The sequence below is a fragment of the Longimicrobiales bacterium genome (genome assembly GCA_035764935.1).
Lineage (GTDB): Bacteria > Gemmatimonadota > Gemmatimonadetes > Longimicrobiales > RSA9 > DASTYK01.
In genome coordinates this window covers 76,163-93,848 of the sequence record DASTYK010000149.1, presented here as the reverse complement: position 1 = coordinate 93,848, position 17,686 = coordinate 76,163, and the positions used below count along the sequence as shown (strand labels likewise).

At 67.9% G+C, this 17,686-nt stretch carries 17 protein-coding genes; 16 read left to right on the top strand and 1 reads right to left on the bottom strand.

Annotation, left to right across the window (positions count from 1 at the left end; all coding sequences use genetic code 11):
• Nucleotides 1-23 precede the first annotated feature (23 nt).
• From VFU06_12655 to guaA, 16 genes are all read left to right on the top strand, one after another.
• Nucleotides 24-2,135, top strand: a complete 2,112-nt coding sequence (locus tag VFU06_12655) for a polyribonucleotide nucleotidyltransferase (GenBank protein ID HEU5210236.1) — start codon at nt 24-26, stop codon at nt 2,133-2,135.
• The gene (locus tag VFU06_12650; GenBank protein ID HEU5210235.1) at nt 2,132-3,376 is read left to right on the top strand and encodes a pitrilysin family protein; all 1,245 of its coding nucleotides are present in this window, start codon (nt 2,132-2,134) and stop codon (nt 3,374-3,376) included. The genes VFU06_12655 and VFU06_12650 overlap by 4 nt, the downstream gene beginning before the upstream one ends.
• A 15-nt stretch (nt 3,377-3,391) precedes the next feature.
• Complete coding sequence (ald, locus tag VFU06_12645) at nt 3,392-4,510, top strand: alanine dehydrogenase (GenBank protein HEU5210234.1); 1,119 nt, start codon at nt 3,392-3,394, stop codon at nt 4,508-4,510.
• A gap of 136 nt (nt 4,511-4,646) precedes the next feature.
• Complete coding sequence (locus VFU06_12640) at nt 4,647-4,796, top strand: hypothetical protein (protein HEU5210233.1); 150 nt, start codon at nt 4,647-4,649, stop codon at nt 4,794-4,796.
• A gap of 52 nt (nt 4,797-4,848) precedes the next feature.
• Nucleotides 4,849-5,292: a dUTP diphosphatase gene (dut, locus tag VFU06_12635; protein HEU5210232.1), complete on the top strand. Its 444-nt coding sequence runs from the start codon at nt 4,849-4,851 to the stop codon at nt 5,290-5,292.
• 239 nt (nt 5,293-5,531) lie between these two features.
• Nucleotides 5,532-6,572, top strand: a complete 1,041-nt coding sequence (locus VFU06_12630; GenBank protein HEU5210231.1) for a rod shape-determining protein — start codon at nt 5,532-5,534, stop codon at nt 6,570-6,572.
• Nucleotides 6,573-7,490 (top strand): rod shape-determining protein MreC, encoded by a 918-nt coding sequence (gene mreC / locus VFU06_12625; protein ID HEU5210230.1) that lies wholly within the window; start codon nt 6,573-6,575, stop codon nt 7,488-7,490. It abuts the gene before it with no gap.
• The gene (locus VFU06_12620) at nt 7,490-7,957 is read left to right on the top strand and encodes a hypothetical protein (protein ID HEU5210229.1); all 468 of its coding nucleotides are present in this window, start codon (nt 7,490-7,492) and stop codon (nt 7,955-7,957) included. The genes mreC and VFU06_12620 overlap by 1 nt, the downstream gene beginning before the upstream one ends.
• Before the next feature lie 16 nt (nt 7,958-7,973).
• Nucleotides 7,974-9,218 carry a rod shape-determining protein RodA gene (gene rodA / locus VFU06_12615; GenBank protein HEU5210228.1) on the top strand — a complete coding sequence of 415 codons (1,245 nt, stop codon included), beginning with the start codon at nt 7,974-7,976 and terminating at the stop codon, nt 9,216-9,218.
• Entirely contained in the window at nt 9,219-10,106 is an 888-nt protein-coding gene (gene accD / locus VFU06_12610) for an acetyl-CoA carboxylase, carboxyltransferase subunit beta (protein ID HEU5210227.1), read from the top strand.
• Nucleotides 10,103-11,428, top strand: a complete 1,326-nt coding sequence (locus VFU06_12605; protein HEU5210226.1) for a folylpolyglutamate synthase/dihydrofolate synthase family protein — start codon at nt 10,103-10,105, stop codon at nt 11,426-11,428. The genes accD and VFU06_12605 overlap by 4 nt, the downstream gene beginning before the upstream one ends.
• Nucleotides 11,429-11,438: 10 nt before the next feature.
• On the top strand, nt 11,439-12,752 hold the full coding sequence (gene hisS, locus VFU06_12600) for a histidine--tRNA ligase (GenBank protein ID HEU5210225.1): 1,314 nt from the start codon (nt 11,439-11,441) through the stop codon (nt 12,750-12,752).
• Complete coding sequence (locus tag VFU06_12595; protein HEU5210224.1) at nt 12,749-13,021, top strand: hypothetical protein; 273 nt, start codon at nt 12,749-12,751, stop codon at nt 13,019-13,021. The genes hisS and VFU06_12595 overlap by 4 nt, the downstream gene beginning before the upstream one ends.
• A gap of 5 nt (nt 13,022-13,026) precedes the next feature.
• Nucleotides 13,027-14,529: a proline--tRNA ligase gene (gene proS, locus VFU06_12590; protein HEU5210223.1), complete on the top strand. Its 1,503-nt coding sequence runs from the start codon at nt 13,027-13,029 to the stop codon at nt 14,527-14,529.
• Nucleotides 14,519-15,802 carry a diaminopimelate decarboxylase gene (gene lysA, locus VFU06_12585; protein ID HEU5210222.1) on the top strand — a complete coding sequence of 428 codons (1,284 nt, stop codon included), beginning with the start codon at nt 14,519-14,521 and terminating at the stop codon, nt 15,800-15,802. The genes proS and lysA overlap by 11 nt, the downstream gene beginning before the upstream one ends.
• 4 nt (nt 15,803-15,806) lie before the next feature.
• Complete coding sequence (gene guaA / locus VFU06_12580) at nt 15,807-17,351, top strand: glutamine-hydrolyzing GMP synthase (GenBank protein ID HEU5210221.1); 1,545 nt, start codon at nt 15,807-15,809, stop codon at nt 17,349-17,351.
• A gap of 87 nt (nt 17,352-17,438) precedes the next feature.
• Here guaA and VFU06_12575 read toward each other — a convergent pair whose 3' ends face one another.
• The gene (locus VFU06_12575; protein ID HEU5210220.1) at nt 17,439-17,660 is read right to left on the bottom strand and encodes a hypothetical protein; all 222 of its coding nucleotides are present in this window, start codon (nt 17,658-17,660) and stop codon (nt 17,439-17,441) included.
• Nucleotides 17,661-17,686: the final 26 nt, after the last annotated feature.

Here is a 17,686-nt window from a genome sequence, read left to right as displayed (position 1 = left end):
TCATCCCACCGACAGGAACCACCATGCATAGAATCGAACGCACGTTTGCCGGCCGGAAGCTGATTCTCGAGACCGGCCGGATGGCGCGCCAGGCGCACGGTGCGGTGCTCGTTCAGTACGGCGAGACGGTCGCGCTCGTAACCGCAGTCGCGCAGGAGAACCCGACGCACCTCCCGTTCTTCCCGCTGACGGTCGAGTACCGCGAGCGCGCGTATGCCGCCGGCAAGTTCCCGGGTGGCTTCTTCAAGCGCGAGGCGCGGCCGGGCGAAGGCGAGATCCTGACCGCCAGGCTGATCGACCGACCGATCCGGCCCATGTTTCCCGACGGCTTCATGCACGAGACACAGGTCATGGTGCACGTGCTGTCGGCGGACCAGGAGAACGCGCCGGACGTGATCTCGATGCTGGGTGCATCGACCGCGCTGCTGATGTCGAAGATTCCGTTCGCGAACCCGGTCGCGGCCGTGCGCGTCGCGCGCATCCAGGACCAGTGGGTGCTGAATCCGACGTTCCAGCAGCTCGAGTACAGCGACGTCGACATCGTGGTCGCCGGCACGGAGAACGGCATCCTGATGGTCGAAGGCGGCTCGATGGAGATCAGCGAGGAGGATGTTGCTGACGCCCTCGAGGCGGCGCACGCGGGCATCCGCGAGCTGTGCGCGCTGCAGCGGGAGTTCGTCGAGCCGGTCAAGCAGCCGGAGATGCAGTGGACGCCGGTCGAGCCGGGTGAGGTGCTGCGTGAGCGCGTGATGCAGCTGGCAGGTGCGCGCATCGCCGACGCCATGCTGATCGCGGACAAGGCCGAGCGCAACGAGGCGCTGGCTGCGCTCCGCGGCGAGGTGCAGGAGTCACTCGCCGAGGAGTTCCCGGAGCAGGAGACCGAGATCAGGGAGCTGCTGTACCTCTCCGAGAAGGCGTCGATGCGGCGCCAGATCATCGAGAAGGGCGTGCGCTCCGACGGCCGCAGGCCGGACGAGGTGCGGCCGATCAGCAGCGAGGTCGGCATTCTGCCGCGCACGCACGGCAGCGCACTGTTCACACGCGGCTCGACCCAGTCGCTCGGTGTGGTCACGCTCGGCACGCAGGACGACGAGCAGCGGATCGACAACATCAACGTCCCGTCCGAGACGACGAAGTCGTTCATGCTGCACTACAACTTCCCGCCGTTCTCGACTGGTGAGGCGAAGCCGATCCGCGGGACGTCGCGGCGCGAGCAGGGTCACGGTGCGCTGGCCGAACGGGCCATCCAGCCGTTGCTGCCGCCCTTCGACGAGTTCCCCTACACGATCCGCGTCGTGTCCGAGGTGCTGGAGTCGAACGGCAGCTCGTCGATGGCTTCGGTGTGCAGCGCGTCGCTCTCGCTGATGGACGCGGGTGTGCCGATCAAGGCCGCGTGCGCGGGCGTCGCAATGGGGCTGATCAAGGAGGGCGACCGCGTCGAGGTGCTGACCGACATCCTCGGCATGGAGGACGCGCTCGGCGACATGGACTTCAAGGTGGCCGGGACGCGCACGGGCGTGACGTCGATCCAGATGGACCTCAAGATCGACGGCATCTCGATCGAAGTGATGCGCGAGGCACTGCAGCGGGCGCGCAAGGGCCGCATGCACATCCTCGACGAGATGGACAAGGCGATTACGACGCATCGCACCGAGATGTCGGAGTGGGCGCCGCGCATCATCACGATGCAGATCAACCCGTCCAAGATCGGCGAGGTGATCGGCCCGAAGGGCAAGAACATCCGCGGCCTGGAAGAGGACACGGGCGCGAAGATCAGCATCGACGACAGCGGCCTGATCACGATCGCGAGCGTTTCCGGCATCGGTGGTGAGAAGGCGCGCGAGCGCATTGCTGCGATGACGCAGGAGCCGGAGGTCGGCCGCATCTATGACGGCATCGTGAAGTCGACGACGACGTTCGGCGCGTTCGTCGAGATCATGCCGGGCACGGAGGGGCTGCTGCACATCTCGGAGATGCAGGAGGGCCGCACCGACAAGACCGAGGACGTCGTCAAGAAGGGCGATCCGGTCCGCGTGAAGCTGCTCTCGATCGACGAGAAGGGTAAGATGCGACTGTCCCGCAAGGCGGCCCTGGCCGACGACGCGGGGGCGAACGGAGGCGGCGCAGCCGAGTGACGGATCGCTACGCCCGCACCGACGTTGGCGACGGGCTCGTCGTACTCACCGAATCGATGCCGGGCCTGCGCTCGGCATCGATCGGCATCTGGGTACGTGCCGGCTCGGTGCACGAGACGCCCGAGCTGATGGGCGCGAGCCACATGCTCGAGCACATGGTGTTCAAGGGCACCGCGCGCCGCAGTGCGCGCGACCTGGCGCTGGTGCTCGAGCGGGTCGGCGGCTCGCTCGACGCATACACGACCCGTGAACACACCTGCTACCAGGCGAAGGTGCTGGACGAGAACACCGAGCTCGCGCTCGATGTTCTCGCCGACCTCGTCGTTTCACCCCTGCTGCGCCGCGAGGACCTCGAGCTGGAGCGCGAAGTCGTCCTCGAGGAGATCGCGACCGTCGAAGACACTCCCGACGACCTGATCTTCGATCTCCATGCGGAGCAGCTCTGGGGGGACCATCCCTACGGCTACAGCATTCTCGGCACGCGCGAAACGGTAAGCGGCTTCACCGACGAAACGCTTCGCCGCCTTCACCGCAATTCGTATCACCGCGGCAACATCGTGGTTGCGGCGGTCGGCAGTGTTTCCCACGAGCACATCGTGGAGCAGGTCGGGCGGTTCCTGGCATCGGTGCCGGCCGGCAGCGTGCAGCGCAACGGCCGCGCTCCCGCGGCGGAGCGCAGCGCGGAGCGTCACGTGGAGCGTCCCGGGGCGCAGTCGCACATCGTGATCGGCACGCGCACGTTCGGGCACCAGGACCCGCGGCGGATCGGGCTGGTGCTGCTGTCCAACGCGTTCGGCGGCGGCATGAGCTCACGCCTGTTCCAGCGAGTGCGGGAGGAGCTGGGCCTGGCCTACGCCGTGTACGCGCTGCAGTCCTTCTATCGCGACGCCGGCGTCAGCTCGATCTATGTCGGGACAAGGCCGGAGTGGGCGCAGCGGGCCGAGGCCGTGATCCGGGAGGAGATGGCGAAGCTGGCGCGGGAGGGGCTCACCGCCGAGGAGCTGGAGGACGCGAAGGGCCAGGTACGCGGGCAGGTCGTGCTCTCGATGGAGTCGAGCGGCGCCCGCCTTTCGCGGCTGGCCGGCACCGAGTTGTACGACGAGCCGTTCCGTTCGGTCGAGGAGGTGCTGGCGCTCGTCGACGCCGTCACGCAGGATGATGTGGCTGCGCTTGCGGCCACATACTACGATCCGGACAGGCAGGTCGTGTTGCGGCTGGGACCTGCCGGTTCGCGGAACTGAATCCAGCCGGAGGCAATGATCATGATCATCGGCGTACCGAAGGAAATAAAGACCAACGAAAACCGCATCGCACTCGTGCCGGGCGGCGCGCAGGCGTTCGTGGATGCAGGGCATACGGTGCTGATCGAGAAGGACGCCGGCGAGGGCAGCGGCTTCGAGAACGTTGCCTACCAGGAGGCGGGTGCGCAGATCGTCGACAGCGCAGCCGACGTCTGGAAGCAGGCCGACATGATCATGAAGGTGAAGGAGCCGATCGCGTCCGAGTACGCGCACATGCGGAAGGACCAGATCATCTTCACCTACTTCCATTTCGCCGCATCCGAGGAGCTCACGCGCGCGACCGTCGATTCGGGCGCGATCGGGATTGCCTACGAGACCGTGCAGCTGCCGTCGGGCGAGCTGCCGCTGCTCACACCGATGAGCGAGGTCGCGGGGCGGATGTCGGTGCAGGAGGGCGCGAAGTACCTGGAGAAGTTCTTTGGCGGCCGCGGCATGCTGCTGGGCGGCGTGCCTGGCGTGGAGCCGGCGAACGTGCTGGTGATCGGCGGCGGCATCGTCGGCACGAACGCGGCGAAGATGGCGGCCGGCCTCGGTGCGCGTGTCACCATCATGGACGTGTCGCTGCCACGGCTGCGCTACCTCGCCGACGTGATGCCGAAGAACGTGACGCCGCTCTACTCGAATCGCGGCAACCTGCTCGAGCACCTCGCCAAGAGCGATCTCGTGATCGGTGCGGTGCTGGTGCCGGGCAAGAAGGCCCCGCGCCTGGTCACGCGCGAGGACCTCGCGATCATGCCGAAGGGCGCGGTCGTCGTCGACGTGGCCGTGGACCAGGGCGGCTGCATCGAGACGATCAAGCCGACCACCCACGAGAACCCGATCTATGAGGTCGACGGCATCGTGCACTACGGCGTGGCGAACATGCCGGGTGCGGTGCCGCGTACGTCGACCATGGCACTGACCAACGCGACGCTGCCGTACGCGCTGAGCATCGCGGGCCAGGGCTGGCGGCCGGCGGTGCGCGCCGATCGCTCACTCGCGCTCGGCGTGAACGTCGTCAGCGGCAAGATCACGTATGCGGGCGTGGCCGAGGCGTTCGACATGCCGCACACGTCGCTGGAAAGCGTGCTGTAGGCTCGCGCGCGAGCGCGGTGGACCGGACGGCGGCGTTCCCATCGGGGGCGCCGCCGTCGTCACATCTGCCTACGTGTCTGTCCGGATTTCGCTGATGGTGTCCGGGGCGCGTGGTGTGTAGCGTGGGCTGGATCTCTTGTCGCTACCGCTGCTCAGGAACTCCCTGACACCCGCAGCGGTGCTCGCCGCGAGCGGACTGGCGGGAGGCGCGATGATCTATTACCTGTGGCGCGCGCATCCGCGCCTGCGCGCCGAGCTGCGCATGAACAACGAACAGCTGACCTAGGGCACTGCCTGGTACGCGGCGCCCTCGAGGAGGGAGCCGATCCGTGGAAGCCATGCCTGTACGCGTGCAGCGCCTGCCGAACTATCCGATCGACTGGACGTTGCCCGAGTACGGCACGGACGGCAGTGCCGCGGTCGATCTGCGCAATGCCGGCGAAACGATCGTGCTGCCGCCGCTCGGCCGGCACCTGGTGCCGACCGGGCTCGCGATTGCGCTGCCGGAAGGAACGGAAGCACAGATCCGGCCGCGTTCGGGCCTTGCTCTCAAGCGCGGCATCAGCATCATCAACACACCCTGCACCATCGACAGCGACTACCGCGGCGAGATCCGGATCCCCCTCATCAACTTCGACAGCGAGCCGCAGGAGATCGCGCACGGCGAGCGCATCGCGCAGATGCTGATCGCGCGGGTCATCCGCATCGACTGGGAGCTGGCCGCGGAGCTCCCGGCGACCGGCCGCGGCAGCGGTGGCTTCGGCAGCACCGGCCGGCACTGATCGGCTGCAGCACGCACGGGTGATGATGGATCCGGCAGGCGAGCCGGCGGGCCCGCCCACGATCATCTTGCCAGCCGCGCGACATCGCGTTGGACCGCGATTTTCCCCGCGTTTCTGCTTGCCGCTGCGGGGGGCTGGCCCTAACTTCCGCACTCTGCTCCCCGCAGGCGTGGTACACGCCTGTTTCTCCCGACGGGACATGGACTTATGGCCGGGATGAACCCGGCCGGGCGAGGGGTATGGCGCTTCGGGGCATTCTGAGCACGGGCCGGCTGCTGCCCGTCAACGACATCGCGGTGGACCTGGGGACCGCGAACACGCTCGTCTACGTCAAGGGCGAGGGGATCGTGCTGAACGAGCCCTCGGTCGTGGCGGTCGAGCGCGGCACCAACCGGATCAAGGGGATCGGCCTCGAGGCGAAGCGGATGCTGGGCCGCACGCCCGAGGGAATCATGGCGGTACGACCTTTGAAGGACGGGGTCATCGCCGACGTGGACATCACGGAGATCATGCTGCGTCACTTCCTGAAGGCGGTGACCAACAAGCGGATCTTCCGGATGAAGCCCCGGGTGATCGTGGGCGTGCCGTCCGGGATCACGGAGCTCGAGCGGCGGGCCGTGCGCTCGAGTGCCGCGGCGGCGGGCGCCAAGGAGGTCTACATGGTCGCCGAGCCGATGGCGGCGGCGATCGGTGTGGGGCTCCCGGTCGATACGCCGACGGGCAACATGGTGATCGACATCGGCGGCGGTACGACGGAGATCGCGGTGATCGCGCTCAGCGGCATTGTGAGCGACACCTCGATCCGCGTGGGTGGCGACGAGATCGACAATGCGATCGTCAGCTTCCTGCGCAAGAACTACAACCTGCTGATCGGCGAGCCGACGGCAGAGGCGATCAAGATCCAGATCGGCTCTGCGTTCAATGCCGGAGACGAGCGGGAGATGGAAGTGAAGGGACGCGACCTGGTGAGCGGCATTCCGAAGACCGTGCGTGTGCACTCGCAGGAGATCCGCGAGTGCATCCAGGAGCCGATCCAGCAGATCGTGGACGCATGCCGGCGCGCGCTCGAGATCACGCCCCCGGAGCTTGCGTCGGACATTGTTGACCGCGGCATCGTAATGACCGGGGGCGGCGCGCTGATCCGGGGTCTGGATCAGCTCCTCGCCCACGAGACGAACCTGCCGATTCACGTGGACGAGGAGCCGTTGACGTGCGTGGTGCGCGGGACAGGGCGCATCCTCGACGAGTTCGAACGGTTCCGAAGCGTATTGACGACCTGAGTGCTCGACTTTGACGGAACGCGCAGAGAGCGACGTCGCCAGGGGCTGCTTGCCATCGGCGTCGTCGTGCTCGCGCTGATCGTGTACGCACTGCCGACGGAGTACCAGTCGCCGGTGCGCGAGGGGCTGCGGGCCACGGTGCTGCGGCCCTTTCTCGCGTTTCAGGAGCGCATCGCGCAGCGACGCGGCCGTACGGTCGATGTCGGTGCGATCCGCGCGCAGCGCGACTCTCTCGCCGCGCTCGTGACTGCGCAGGCTTCGCTCGCCGAGGAGAACCGCCGGCTTCGCTCACTGCTCGCACTGCAGGAGCGGGCCGGCGATGCGTTCATCCCCGCCGACGTGCTGCGCGTCGGCATGGCGACGGCCGAGAGCACATTCATGCTGAACGTCGGCAGTGCCGAGGGCGTGCGCGTCGGCAGTCCCGTCCTCACGCCGGACGGGCTGCTCGGCGTCGTCTGGTCCGTCGACGAGCACCAGTCGCAGGCCATCGACTGGACGCACCCCGAGTTCCGCGTGAGCGCGATGACGGCCGACGGGCTTGCATACGGGATCGTGGAGCCGCGGCCCGGGAAGTATACGGAGGAGGCGCTGCTCGCCCTGACCGGCGCACCGTTCCACGTGGACATCCCGCCCGGCCGACGCATCGTCTCGTCGGGCCGTGGCGGTGTGTTCCCGCGCGGTATCGTGGTCGGCACCGTGCTGGGCATCGAGGAAGCCGACACCGGGTGGCGGAAGAGCTACCTGCTGCGCCCGGCAGTGCGGCCGGAGGCGGTCGCACAGGTGCTGGTTGGCGTGGGACGTGGGGGACGTGAAGCGGACCTGTCTGCCTTGTGGCACGTCTCCGCCGCACCTGATCCGCTGGGCGCCGACTCGATGCCGCCACTGCCGCGCCCCGACACCGATGAGGACGGGAACTGATGGCCCGATCGAAATACGGCTTTTCGATCTTCGTCGCAGTCCTCGTCCTCGTCCACCTCGTGCTGCATGTCGGCCTGGGGATAGGCGAAAGCGCGCCGGACCTGATGACGATCGCCGTGCTGCTCGCTGCGCGTCGCATGCGCGCGACCACCGCGGCGCTGCTGGGACTGCTGCTCGGCGTGCTCGAGGATTCACTTGCGCTGGTCGCGTTCGGGGCGAGCGCTGTTGCGTTCTCGCTGATTGCCGTGCTCGGCGCCCGTTCACGCGACCTCTTCGAGGGCGACAGCCTGCTGTTCGTCGCGGTGTACCTGTTCCTCGGCAAGGTGCTGCGTGACGCGATCCACGTCGTGCTCACGGAAGCCGAGAGCGGAGTGCTGTTGACCGCCACACCGATCGCTGCGCTGTACGCGATGGTGGCCGGTCTCATTGCGCTCGGTGTGTACCGCACCATCTCGGGCGAGCGCTGAGCGGAGGTAGAGGCAGATGGGTCTGAGGGAACGGATCCGATCGCTGTTCGGCGACCCCGCACTGGTGTTCGCGGTGCTGTCGATGTCGCTGCTCGGCGTGGCCATGATCTACTCCGCCGGCCAGCTCGACGTCCCCGACCGCGGTCTGGCGGGGCTGTGGCGCGCGCAGCTCACGTGGCTCGGAATCTCGCTGGTCGCGCTGTTCGTGGTGATGCGCGTGCCCGTGCGCTGGCTCGAGTGGCTGGCAGCGCCCGCATACTTCCTGATGCTGCTCGTGCTGATCGCCACCCTTGCCATCGGGACGGGGCAGGGCACTGCGTCCGGCACCAAGAGCTGGCTCCGTATCGGCCCGATGATGGTGCAGCCCGCGCAGTTCGCGAACGTCGCGACCGTTCTGATGCTGGGACGCGTGATGGGCGCGTGGCGGGAGCGGCCCGACTCGCTGGTGAGGCTCTGGAAGCCGATCGCGATCGTCGCGGTGCCGATGCTGCTCGTGCTCGCGCAGCCCGACCTCGGCACGGCCATGGTGTTCGGCGGAGTCCTGCTCGCGACGCTGTACTGGGCCGGCACATCGCCCGCACTGCTGTTCCTTCTCATCAGCCCCATGGTCGCGCTGTTCCTCGCGTTCGCGGGCTGGATCTTCAGCGTGTACATGATCGCGCTGATCGCGTTCGTCTACTTCTACCGCATGGAGCTGTGGGAAGGGGTCGCGGTCGTGGGTGCGAACCTGGCCGCGGGCACGATTGCCGTGCCACTCTGGAACTCGCTCGAGCAGTACCAGAAGAACCGGCTGCTGGTGTTCCTCGACCCGTCCATCGACCCGCGCGGCTCGGGGTATCACGTCATCCAGTCACGCGTGGCGATCGGCAGCGGCGGTATCTTCGGCAAGGGCTTCACGGAGGGTTCGCAGAAGCGGCTCGCATTCCTTCCGGAGCAGCACACCGACTTCATCTACGCGGTGATCGGCGAGGAGCTGGGCTTCATCGGCGGCGTTCTCGTGATCCTGGCCTTCGGCTTCATCCTCTGGCGCCTGGCGCGCCTGGCGGAGCGGCTGACGGACCCGTTCTCGGGCATCGTGGTGATCGGTATCCTGGGCGCGTGGTTCACGCACGTGCTCGTCAACGTAGGGATGACCCTTGGCGTCATGCCCATCACCGGAATTCCGCTGCCGTTCCTGAGCTACGGCGGCTCATTCCTGCTGGCGACGTACCTGGCGCTCGGCATCTCGCAGCGCGTCGCCATGGAACAAGGTCGGTACTGAGTGTCCTGGTTCAAGAAACCGAAGCAGAAGCTGCGCGCGGAGGACCGGCGCGACCTGCCCTCGGACGTGTTCGACAAGTGTCCTTCGTGCGGCGCCATCGTGTACCGCGCGCGGATGGAGCAGAACCTGTTCGTCTGCCCGGAATGCGGGCATCATCAGCGGCTGGACGCGGAGGGCTACCTGCGAGCGCTGTTCGATGACGAGGACTACGAGGAGCACTTCCTGGAGCTGCGCAGCGACGATCCCCTCGATTTCGTCGACCTGAAGCCGTACCCGCAGCGGCTGGAGACCGCGGAGCGCCGGCATGGGCCGGGCGATGCGGTGCGCACGGCGACAGGCACGATGGAGGGGATCCGTGTCGCGATCGCCGTCATGGACTTCGAGTTCATCGGCGGCAGCATGGGGTCGGTGGTCGGCGAGAAGATCACCCGGCTGGGCCACCTGGCGCTCGAGCAGCGTATGCCACTGATCGTCCTGAGCGCATCCGGCGGTGCGCGCATGATGGAAGGCATCCTCTCGCTGATGCGGATGGCCAAGACGTCGGTAATGCTGGCGCAGCTGCACGAGGAAGGGATCCCGTTCGTATCGATCCTGACCAACCCGACCACCGGGGGCGTCACGGCGTCGTACGCGATGCTCGGCGATGCCATCCTGGCCGAGCCGGGTGCGCTCATCGGGTTTGCGGGGCCGCGGGTGATCGAGCAGACGATCAAGCAGGAGCTGCCGGACGGTTTCCAGCGTTCGGAGTTCCTGCTTCAGCACGGGATGGTGGACGCGATCGTGGACCGGCGCGAGCTCAAGTCGACCACCGCCCAGCTGCTTCGTCACATGCTGGCACAGCCTGCGCCGGCACAGAACGGCCGCCCGGAGGATCGCGCAAGCGCTTGAGCGCGCTCACCTACGAAGAGCTGGTCCGTGAGCTGTTCCCGCGGCTCACGGGGGGAATCCGCTGGGGGCTCGACCGGACACGTGCGCTGCTGGCGGCCGTCGGCGAGCCGCACACCCGCTTCGCGACGATCCACGTCGGCGGCACGAATGGCAAGGGCAGTGTCGCGGCGACGATCGCCAGCATCCTGCAGAGGGCCGGTCACCGCACCGGCCTTTACTCCTCGCCGCACCTGACGACGTTCCGGGAGCGCATCCGCATCGATGGGGCGCCGGTCGACAGGGCTGCCCTGCTTGCGGCCGCTGAGCGCCTGTGGCCCCACATCACCGCAGCAGAACCATCCTTCTTCGAAGCGACGACTGCGATCGGCTTGCTGGCGCTCGCCGACGCCGGCGTCGACGTCGCCGTCATCGAGGTCGGCCTGGGGGGTCGCCTGGACGCAACCAACGTGATCACGCCCGAGGTGAGCGTGCTCACCAACGTCTCTCTGGACCACGTCCAGCTCCTGGGCAACACCGTCGAGGAGGTGGCACGGGAGAAGGCGGGCATCATCAAGCCGGGCGTTCCCGCCGTCACTGCCGAGTCGAATCCAACGGTGCTCGACGTATTCCGGAGGGCCGCAAACGCTGCAGGCGCAGCGCTGGAGGTGCTGCCGGCGAACGAGCCCCGCAACGTGGTCGTCCGCGCGTCCGGCACCAGCATGACCGTGCGCACGGATCACTTCGGCACACTGCACGTCGAAACGCCGCTCGTGGGTGCGCACCAGGCGCGCAACGTCGCCCTCGCCGTCCGGGCGGTCGACCGGCTCAGGGAACACTGGCGCCCGGACGCGGACGCCGTCGTGCAGGGCGTGGCGGGGGTCGAATGGCCGGGGCGGCTGCAGCTGGTGCGCAGCGCGGACACGAGCTGGCTCTACGACGTCGCACACAACGAGGCAGGCGTGCACGTCCTGGTCGATGCGCTCGACGCCCTGCGGCTCCCCCGGCCGCTGGTGATGCTGGTCGGCGTGCTGGGCGACAAGAACTGGCGCGCAATGCTGCGCCCGCTGCAGGCAGCGGCCGACGACGTCGTGCTGACGACGCCGCCGACCGCACCGCGGGACCGCTGCTGGGATCCTGTCGAGGTGCTGGCCGCGGTGCCCTCGGCGAACACGCGGGTGATCGAAGACTTCACGGCGGCGCTGGAGGCGGTGTGGCGGGCAGCGCGCGGCGGAACCGTCGTGGTTACGGGCTCCTTCCACACGGTTGGTGACGCCATGATCGCACTCCGCCACGCGCCGTGGGGCGCGGATGCCTCCTTGCCGCCCCCTTCGTTCGCCGTCTAGATTCGCGCGAATGCCGACGTATACGAGCCTGCCGGGCTTCCGGGATTTCTACCCTGCCGACTTCGCTGTTCGCGAGCACATCACGAGCACCTGGCGCGAAGTGGCGCGCAGCTACGGGTTCGAGGAGTATGACGGCCCGCCGCTCGAGGCGCTGGAGCTCTACACCGACAAGAGCGGCGAGGAGATCGTCGGGCAGCTCTACAACTTCACTGACAAGGGCGGGCGCGAGCTCGCGCTGAGGCCGGAAATGACGCCGACGCTCGCGCGCATGGTGGGCGCACGGGCGGGCGGGCTGCGCAAGCCGATCCGCTGGTTTTCCATGCCGCAGCTCTTCCGCTACGAGCGGACGCAGCGCGGCCGGCTGCGTGAGCATTTCCAGTGGAACGTGGACCTGGTCGGAGAGGCGGACAGCGCGGCGGATGCGGAGGTGCTGGCGGTCGCGCTGGATGGTCTGCGCGCACTGGGACTGACGGAATCGCACATCGTCGCGCGTTACAATGACAGGCGTCTGCTGGAGCGGCTGCTGCTCGCTATCGGCGTGGCGGAGGCGAGCCTGCCACGCGCATACAACGCGGTCGACAAGCTGGGCCGCGACGCGGACGAGCGGATCCGCGAGCGCTTGCGCGACGAGGCAGGCCTCGACAGCCACGCGATCGATCGCGTGTTCGCCATCTTCCGGGCGGGCAGCCTGGACGCGCTCCGGCGCGAGTTCGGCAGCATCGAAGGGGTGGGTGCCGAGATCGAGCGCATTTCACGGTTCCAGCAGCGGCTGGACGCGATGGGCTTCGGCGAGTACGTCGCCTACGACGCGTCGATCGTGCGCGGGCTCGCGTACTACACGGGCATCGTCTTCGAAATCTTCGACCGGCGCGGGGAGCTGCGCGCGATCTGCGGCGGCGGTCGCTACGACCGGCTGCTCGGCGCAGTCAGCGGCACGGACCTGCCGGCCGTCGGCTTCGGCATGGGCGACGTGGTGCTGACGGAACTGCTGCGGGACCTCGACCTGCTGCCCGACACGGCACCGGCCGTTGATGTCTATCTCGTCGCAGTCTCGGATACCGAGCAGGAGACGCTGCTGCGTGCGGCGCACGCACTGCGGGGGAGCGGCCACAGCGTAATCTATTCATTGCGGTCGATGGGCGTCGGAAAGCAGTTCAAGGATGCGGACGCGCGCGGTGCGCGCAGGGTCGTCGTGTTCGGCCCCGACGAGGTCGCGGCCGGCGTGGCCGTGGTTCGCACCATGGGATCGGGGACCGAGCAGCGACTTCCGCTGGCTCGTGTCCTTGCGGGCCGGCTGGACGACGCGGGCGAACCGGTCGGATGAGATCCGAGGAGCGCGCGGCGGCCGAGGAGCGGCGTCGCATCATCCGCCGCGCCGCGCTGTACACGTGGGGGTTGTTCGCGACCGCCATGTTCGTGGCGTTCGGGGGCGCCGCACTGGTCGCACTGCTGGTGCCTGTGCCGGGTGTGAGCTTCGTCCGCCGATGGCTGGTGATCTCCGCACTCGTGCTCGTGCCGGCGACGATTCTTTACCTGATACAGCGATATCGTGAGAGCCGCCGCGTCGCGCGCGGACGGGACTCCGGGGGATAGGCGAGATGGCAGCGGACAAGGGACTGACGACACGCGCGGACGACTTCAGCGCATGGTACAACGAAATCGTGCTGCGGGCGGAGCTGGCGGACTACTCGCCCGTGCGCGGCTGCATGGTGATCCGCCCGTACGGCTATACGCTGTGGGAGAACATGCGCGACGCGCTCGACGCCATGTTCAAGGCCACGGGTCATCAGAACGCGTACTTCCCGCTGTTCATCCCGCAGAGCTACATCACGCGTGAGGCCAAGCACGTCGAGGGCTTTGCGAAGGAGATGGCGATCGTCACGCACACACGCCTTGTCGCAGCCGAGGGTGGCGAGCTGATCCCGGACCCGGAGTCGAAGCTCGAGGAGCCGCTCGTCGTGCGGCCCACGTCTGAGACGATCATCTACGACATGTTCGCGAAGTGGGTGCAGAGCTACCGCGACCTGCCGCTGCTGATCAACCAGTGGGCGAACGTGGTGCGCTGGGAGATGCGCACGCGGCTCTTCCTGCGTACGACCGAGTTCCTCTGGCAGGAGGGCCACACGGCGCACGCGACCGAGGATGAGGCGTCCGAGGAGGCGCTCCGCATGCTGGGCGTCTACCGTGACTTCATGGAGAACTGGATGGCGATGCCCGTGCTGACCGGGCAGAAGACGGAGTCGGAACGCTTCCCTGGCGCGGTCCGCACGCACGCACTGGAAGCGCTGATGCAGGACGACAAGGCGCTGCAGGCCGGCACGTCCCACATGCTCGGTCAGAATTTCGCGCGCCAGTTCGACCTGAAGTTCCAGGCGGAGAGCGGGCAGGAGGAGTACGCGTGGAACACCTCCTGGGGCGTATCCACGCGACTGATCGGCGGGCTCGTGATGACACACGGCGACGACAACGGCATGGTCATGCCGCCGAAGCTCGCGCCGATCCAGGTGGTCATCGTGCCGATCTACCGCAAGGACGAGGAGCGCGAGCGCGTGCTGGCCAAGGCGGACGAGATTTCCGGGACCCTGCGGGCGGCGGGCGTCCGCACGCACGTCGATGCACGGGACACGCTCAAGCCCGGACCCAAGTTCTACGAGTGGGAGCGCAAGGGCGTGCCGCTGCGGGTGGAGATCGGGCCGCGCGACGTGGACGCGCAGCAGCTCACACTCGTCATGCGACTCGAGCTCGAGGGCATTCCGCGCAAGGAAGCAGTGGCGGAGGCGCAGGCGACGTCGTTCATCACCACCCGCCTGGAGAACTATCAGCAGGCGCTGTTCCAGCGTGCGCTCGCGCGGCGCGAGGCGAATACGCATCGCGGCGTCACGGACTATTCGAAGTTCCGCGAGATCATCGAGGGCGACGGCGGCTTTGTGTTTGCCGGCTGGTGCGGCTCGGCGGAGTGTGAGACGCGTGTGAAGGAGGACACCAAGGCGACGATCCGCGTGCTGCCCGACGAGGAGTTCCGCTCGTCCGAGGCGCCGCGTACCTGTCTGGCGTGTGGTGGGGACGCACAGTACGAAGCGGTGTGGGCACGTGCCTACTGATGCCACGCTGACCGGCGCGTTCCACTACCGGGACGGGCACCTCCATTGCGAGGACATCGCAGTGGAGCAGCTCGTGGTAGAGCACGGCACGCCACTCTACGTCTACAGCGCAACCGAGATCGCCGAGCGCTACCGTGCGTTCGACGCGGCGTTTGCCCCGCTGGATCGCATGATCGCCTACTCGGTCAAGGCAAACGGCAACCTGTCGGTGCTGCGGCTGCTGCGTGATCTCGGTGCGGGTGCCGACATCGTGAGCGCGGGCGAGCTGCACCGCGCACAGCTCGCCGGCATCCCCTCCGAGCGCATCGTTTTCAGCGGTGTCGGCAAGACGGTGGCCGAGCTGGCCGCTGCGCTGGATGCGGGCATCTACAGTTTCAATGTCGAGAGCGAGGGCGAGCTGCGCTCACTGGCGGAGCTGGCCGAGACGCTCGGCAAGCGCGCGCCGATCGCGCTGCGGGTGAACCCCGACGTCGAGACCGCCACGCCGCACCACTACACGTCGACAGGGCACAAGCAGACCAAGTTCGGCATCCCGTACACGGAGGCGCGCGGGCTGTACCGTCTCGCCGCGACGCTGCCCGGCATTCACGTGCGGGGGATCGACGCCCATATCGGCAGCCAGATCGTCGACGTCGAGCCGTACGCGCTGTCCCTGCAGCGCATTCTCGAGCTGGTCGACCTGCTGCGCGCGGACGGCATCGAGCTGGAGTTCATCGACGTCGGTGGCGGCTTCGGCATCAGCTACGACGAGGAGACGACGCCGCCGGCCAGCGCCTTCGCGGACGTGATCCGGCCGCTGGTCGAACCCAGCGGGCTGCGCCTGCTGCTCGAGCCAGGCCGCTTCATCGTCGGGCCGGCGGGCGTGCTGCTCGCGCGCGTCGTGTACGTGAAGGAAATGGGCGGCAAGACGTTCGTCATCACGGATGCGGGCATGAACGACCTGCTGCGGCCGAGCCATTACGCCAGCTACCACCGCGTGGAGCCGGCGGAGCGGAATGCCGGGCGCGCGGAGCGTGTGGTCGACGTGGTCGGCCCGATCTGCGAGAGCGGTGACTTCCTCGCACTCGACCGGCCGATCGAGATGCCGGAGCCCGGCGAGCTGATCGTGATTGGAACCACGGGCGCCTACGGGTTCTCCATGGCATCGACGTACAACGCCCGCACCCGACCGGCGGAAGTGCTCGTGGAGGGTGACACGCACCGGTTGATCCGGCCGCGCGAGACGCTGGACGATCTCGTGCGTGGCGAGGTCGAGCTGCTGGACCAGGACTGAATCAATGGACACGCAGAACCGCATTCTCATTCTCGACTACGGCTCGCAGTTCACCCAGCTCATCGCGCGACGCATCCGCGAGGAGCGCGTCTACTGTGAGATCCATCCGCCCACGGTGTCCACCGATTTCGTGCGCGAGTGGCAGCCCAAGGGCATCATCCTCTCGGGCGGGCCATCGTCCGTATACGACGACGACGTGCCGGGGCTGAACGACGCGCTGCTCGACATCGGCGTGCCCGTGCTCGGCATCTGTTACGGGATGCAGCTCATCGCGCAGGCCCGCGGCGGCAAGGTCGCGCCGGGCAAGCGCGAGTACGGCCGGGCGCAGCTCGTGATCGAGGAAGCCGACGACCTGTTCGACGGGTTCACCGCCGGCGAGCCGATCACGGTCTGGGCAAGCCACGGCGATCACGTCAACACCGCACCGGATGGGTTCCGCACACTGGCAGCGACCTCGGATCTGCCGGTTGCCGCATTCCGCGCCGAAGGTGCACCCATTTTCGGCGTGCAGTTTCATCCGGAGGTCGCGCACACACCGCGCGGCGACGAGATCCTCTCCAACTTTGCGTTCAACATCTGCGGCTGTGAGCCGACCTGGACGCCGGGCTCGTTCATCGACGAATCGATCGACCGGATCCGTGCGCAGGTGGGCGACGCGCAGGTGATCTGCGGCCTCTCCGGCGGCGTGGATTCGAGCGTGGCCGCCGCACTCGTTCACCGGGCGATCGGCGACCAGCTCACCTGCATCTTCGTCGACAACGGGCTGCTGCGGAAAGGCGAGCGCGAGAGCGTGGAGCGCACGTTCCGCCAGCACCTCGGCGCCAAGCTGGTCGTGGTCGACGCCTCGGAGGAATTCCTCGCGAAGCTGGACGGCGTCCAGGACCCGGAGCAGAAGCGCAAGCGGATCGGTGAAACGTTCATCCGCGTCTTCGAGCGTGCCGCGCGCGACGCCGGTGACGCCGGCTTCCTGGTGCAGGGCACGCTCTACCCCGACGTGATCGAATCGCAGTCTGTGAAGGGGCCGTCCGCGGTGATCAAGACCCACCACAACGTGGGCGGGCTGCCGGAGGACATGACGTTCGAGCTGATCGAGCCGCTGCGCGAACTGTTCAAGGACGAGGTGCGCAACGTGGGTCGGGAGCTGGGACTGCCGGAGGAGCTGGTCGGTCGCCACCCGTTCCCTGGCCCCGGCCTCGCGATCCGCGTGCTCGGGCCCGTGAGCGCAGGTCGGCTCGATGTCCTGCGCGAGGCGGACGCGATCTACCTGGAGGAGATCCGGGCCGCGGGCCTCTACGACGACATCTGGCAGGCGTTTGCCGTGCTGCTGCCCGTGCACAGCGTGGGTGTGATGGGCGACGCGCGCACGTACGAGAACGTGGTCGCGCTGCGCGCCGTGACGAGCCGCGACGGGATGACCGCGGACTGGTACCCGTTCCCGCACGACGTGCTCGCCCGTGTGTCCAACCGGATCATCAACGAGGTCGCGGGCGTGAACCGCGTCTGCTACGACGTCAGCTCCAAGCCGCCGGCAACGATCGAGTGGGAGTAGGGAAGGGCGGCGGCTGACTTGGGGGGAAGGGCGAAGCGCGGCGGCTGACCTGGGGAGCGCAGGGCGGCAGCGGACCGCCCCCGCGATTCAGCGACCGCCCGGGCCGGGCGGGTCGAGCGCCGCACCTTCCGCGGCCAGTCTGCGCAGGTAGATGCCGGCGTAGTTCTCGTCGATCGCGGCCAGGCGGTTTTCGGCGGAGGCGGGGTGCTCGGCCTCACAGCGGTCGCACCGGATGACGCGCTGACGGCCGGTGCCGAGCAGCCGCCAGTTGCCGGTGCATTCTCCACTCGTGTGCCGAAGTTCCATCATCCTGGCCTCACTCGACCGGCTCGATG

Coding starts and splice junctions, on each gene's coding strand:
- VFU06_12655 (HEU5210236.1), top strand. CDS start 24: ATGCATAGAATCGAACGCACGTTTGCCGGCCGGAAGCTGATTCTCGAG.
- ald (HEU5210234.1), top strand. CDS start 3,392: ATGATCATGATCATCGGCGTACCGAAGGAAATAAAGACCAACGAAAAC.
- dut (HEU5210232.1), top strand. CDS start 4,849: ATGCCTGTACGCGTGCAGCGCCTGCCGAACTATCCGATCGACTGGACG.
- VFU06_12630 (HEU5210231.1), top strand. CDS start 5,532: ATGGCGCTTCGGGGCATTCTGAGCACGGGCCGGCTGCTGCCCGTCAAC.
- VFU06_12620 (HEU5210229.1), top strand. CDS start 7,490: ATGGCCCGATCGAAATACGGCTTTTCGATCTTCGTCGCAGTCCTCGTC.
- rodA (HEU5210228.1), top strand. CDS start 7,974: ATGGGTCTGAGGGAACGGATCCGATCGCTGTTCGGCGACCCCGCACTG.
- hisS (HEU5210225.1), top strand. CDS start 11,439: ATGCCGACGTATACGAGCCTGCCGGGCTTCCGGGATTTCTACCCTGCC.
- VFU06_12595 (HEU5210224.1), top strand. CDS start 12,749: ATGAGATCCGAGGAGCGCGCGGCGGCCGAGGAGCGGCGTCGCATCATC.
- proS (HEU5210223.1), top strand. CDS start 13,027: ATGGCAGCGGACAAGGGACTGACGACACGCGCGGACGACTTCAGCGCA.
- guaA (HEU5210221.1), top strand. CDS start 15,807: ATGGACACGCAGAACCGCATTCTCATTCTCGACTACGGCTCGCAGTTC.
- VFU06_12575 (HEU5210220.1), bottom strand. CDS start 17,660: ATGATGGAACTTCGGCACACGAGTGGAGAATGCACCGGCAACTGGCGG.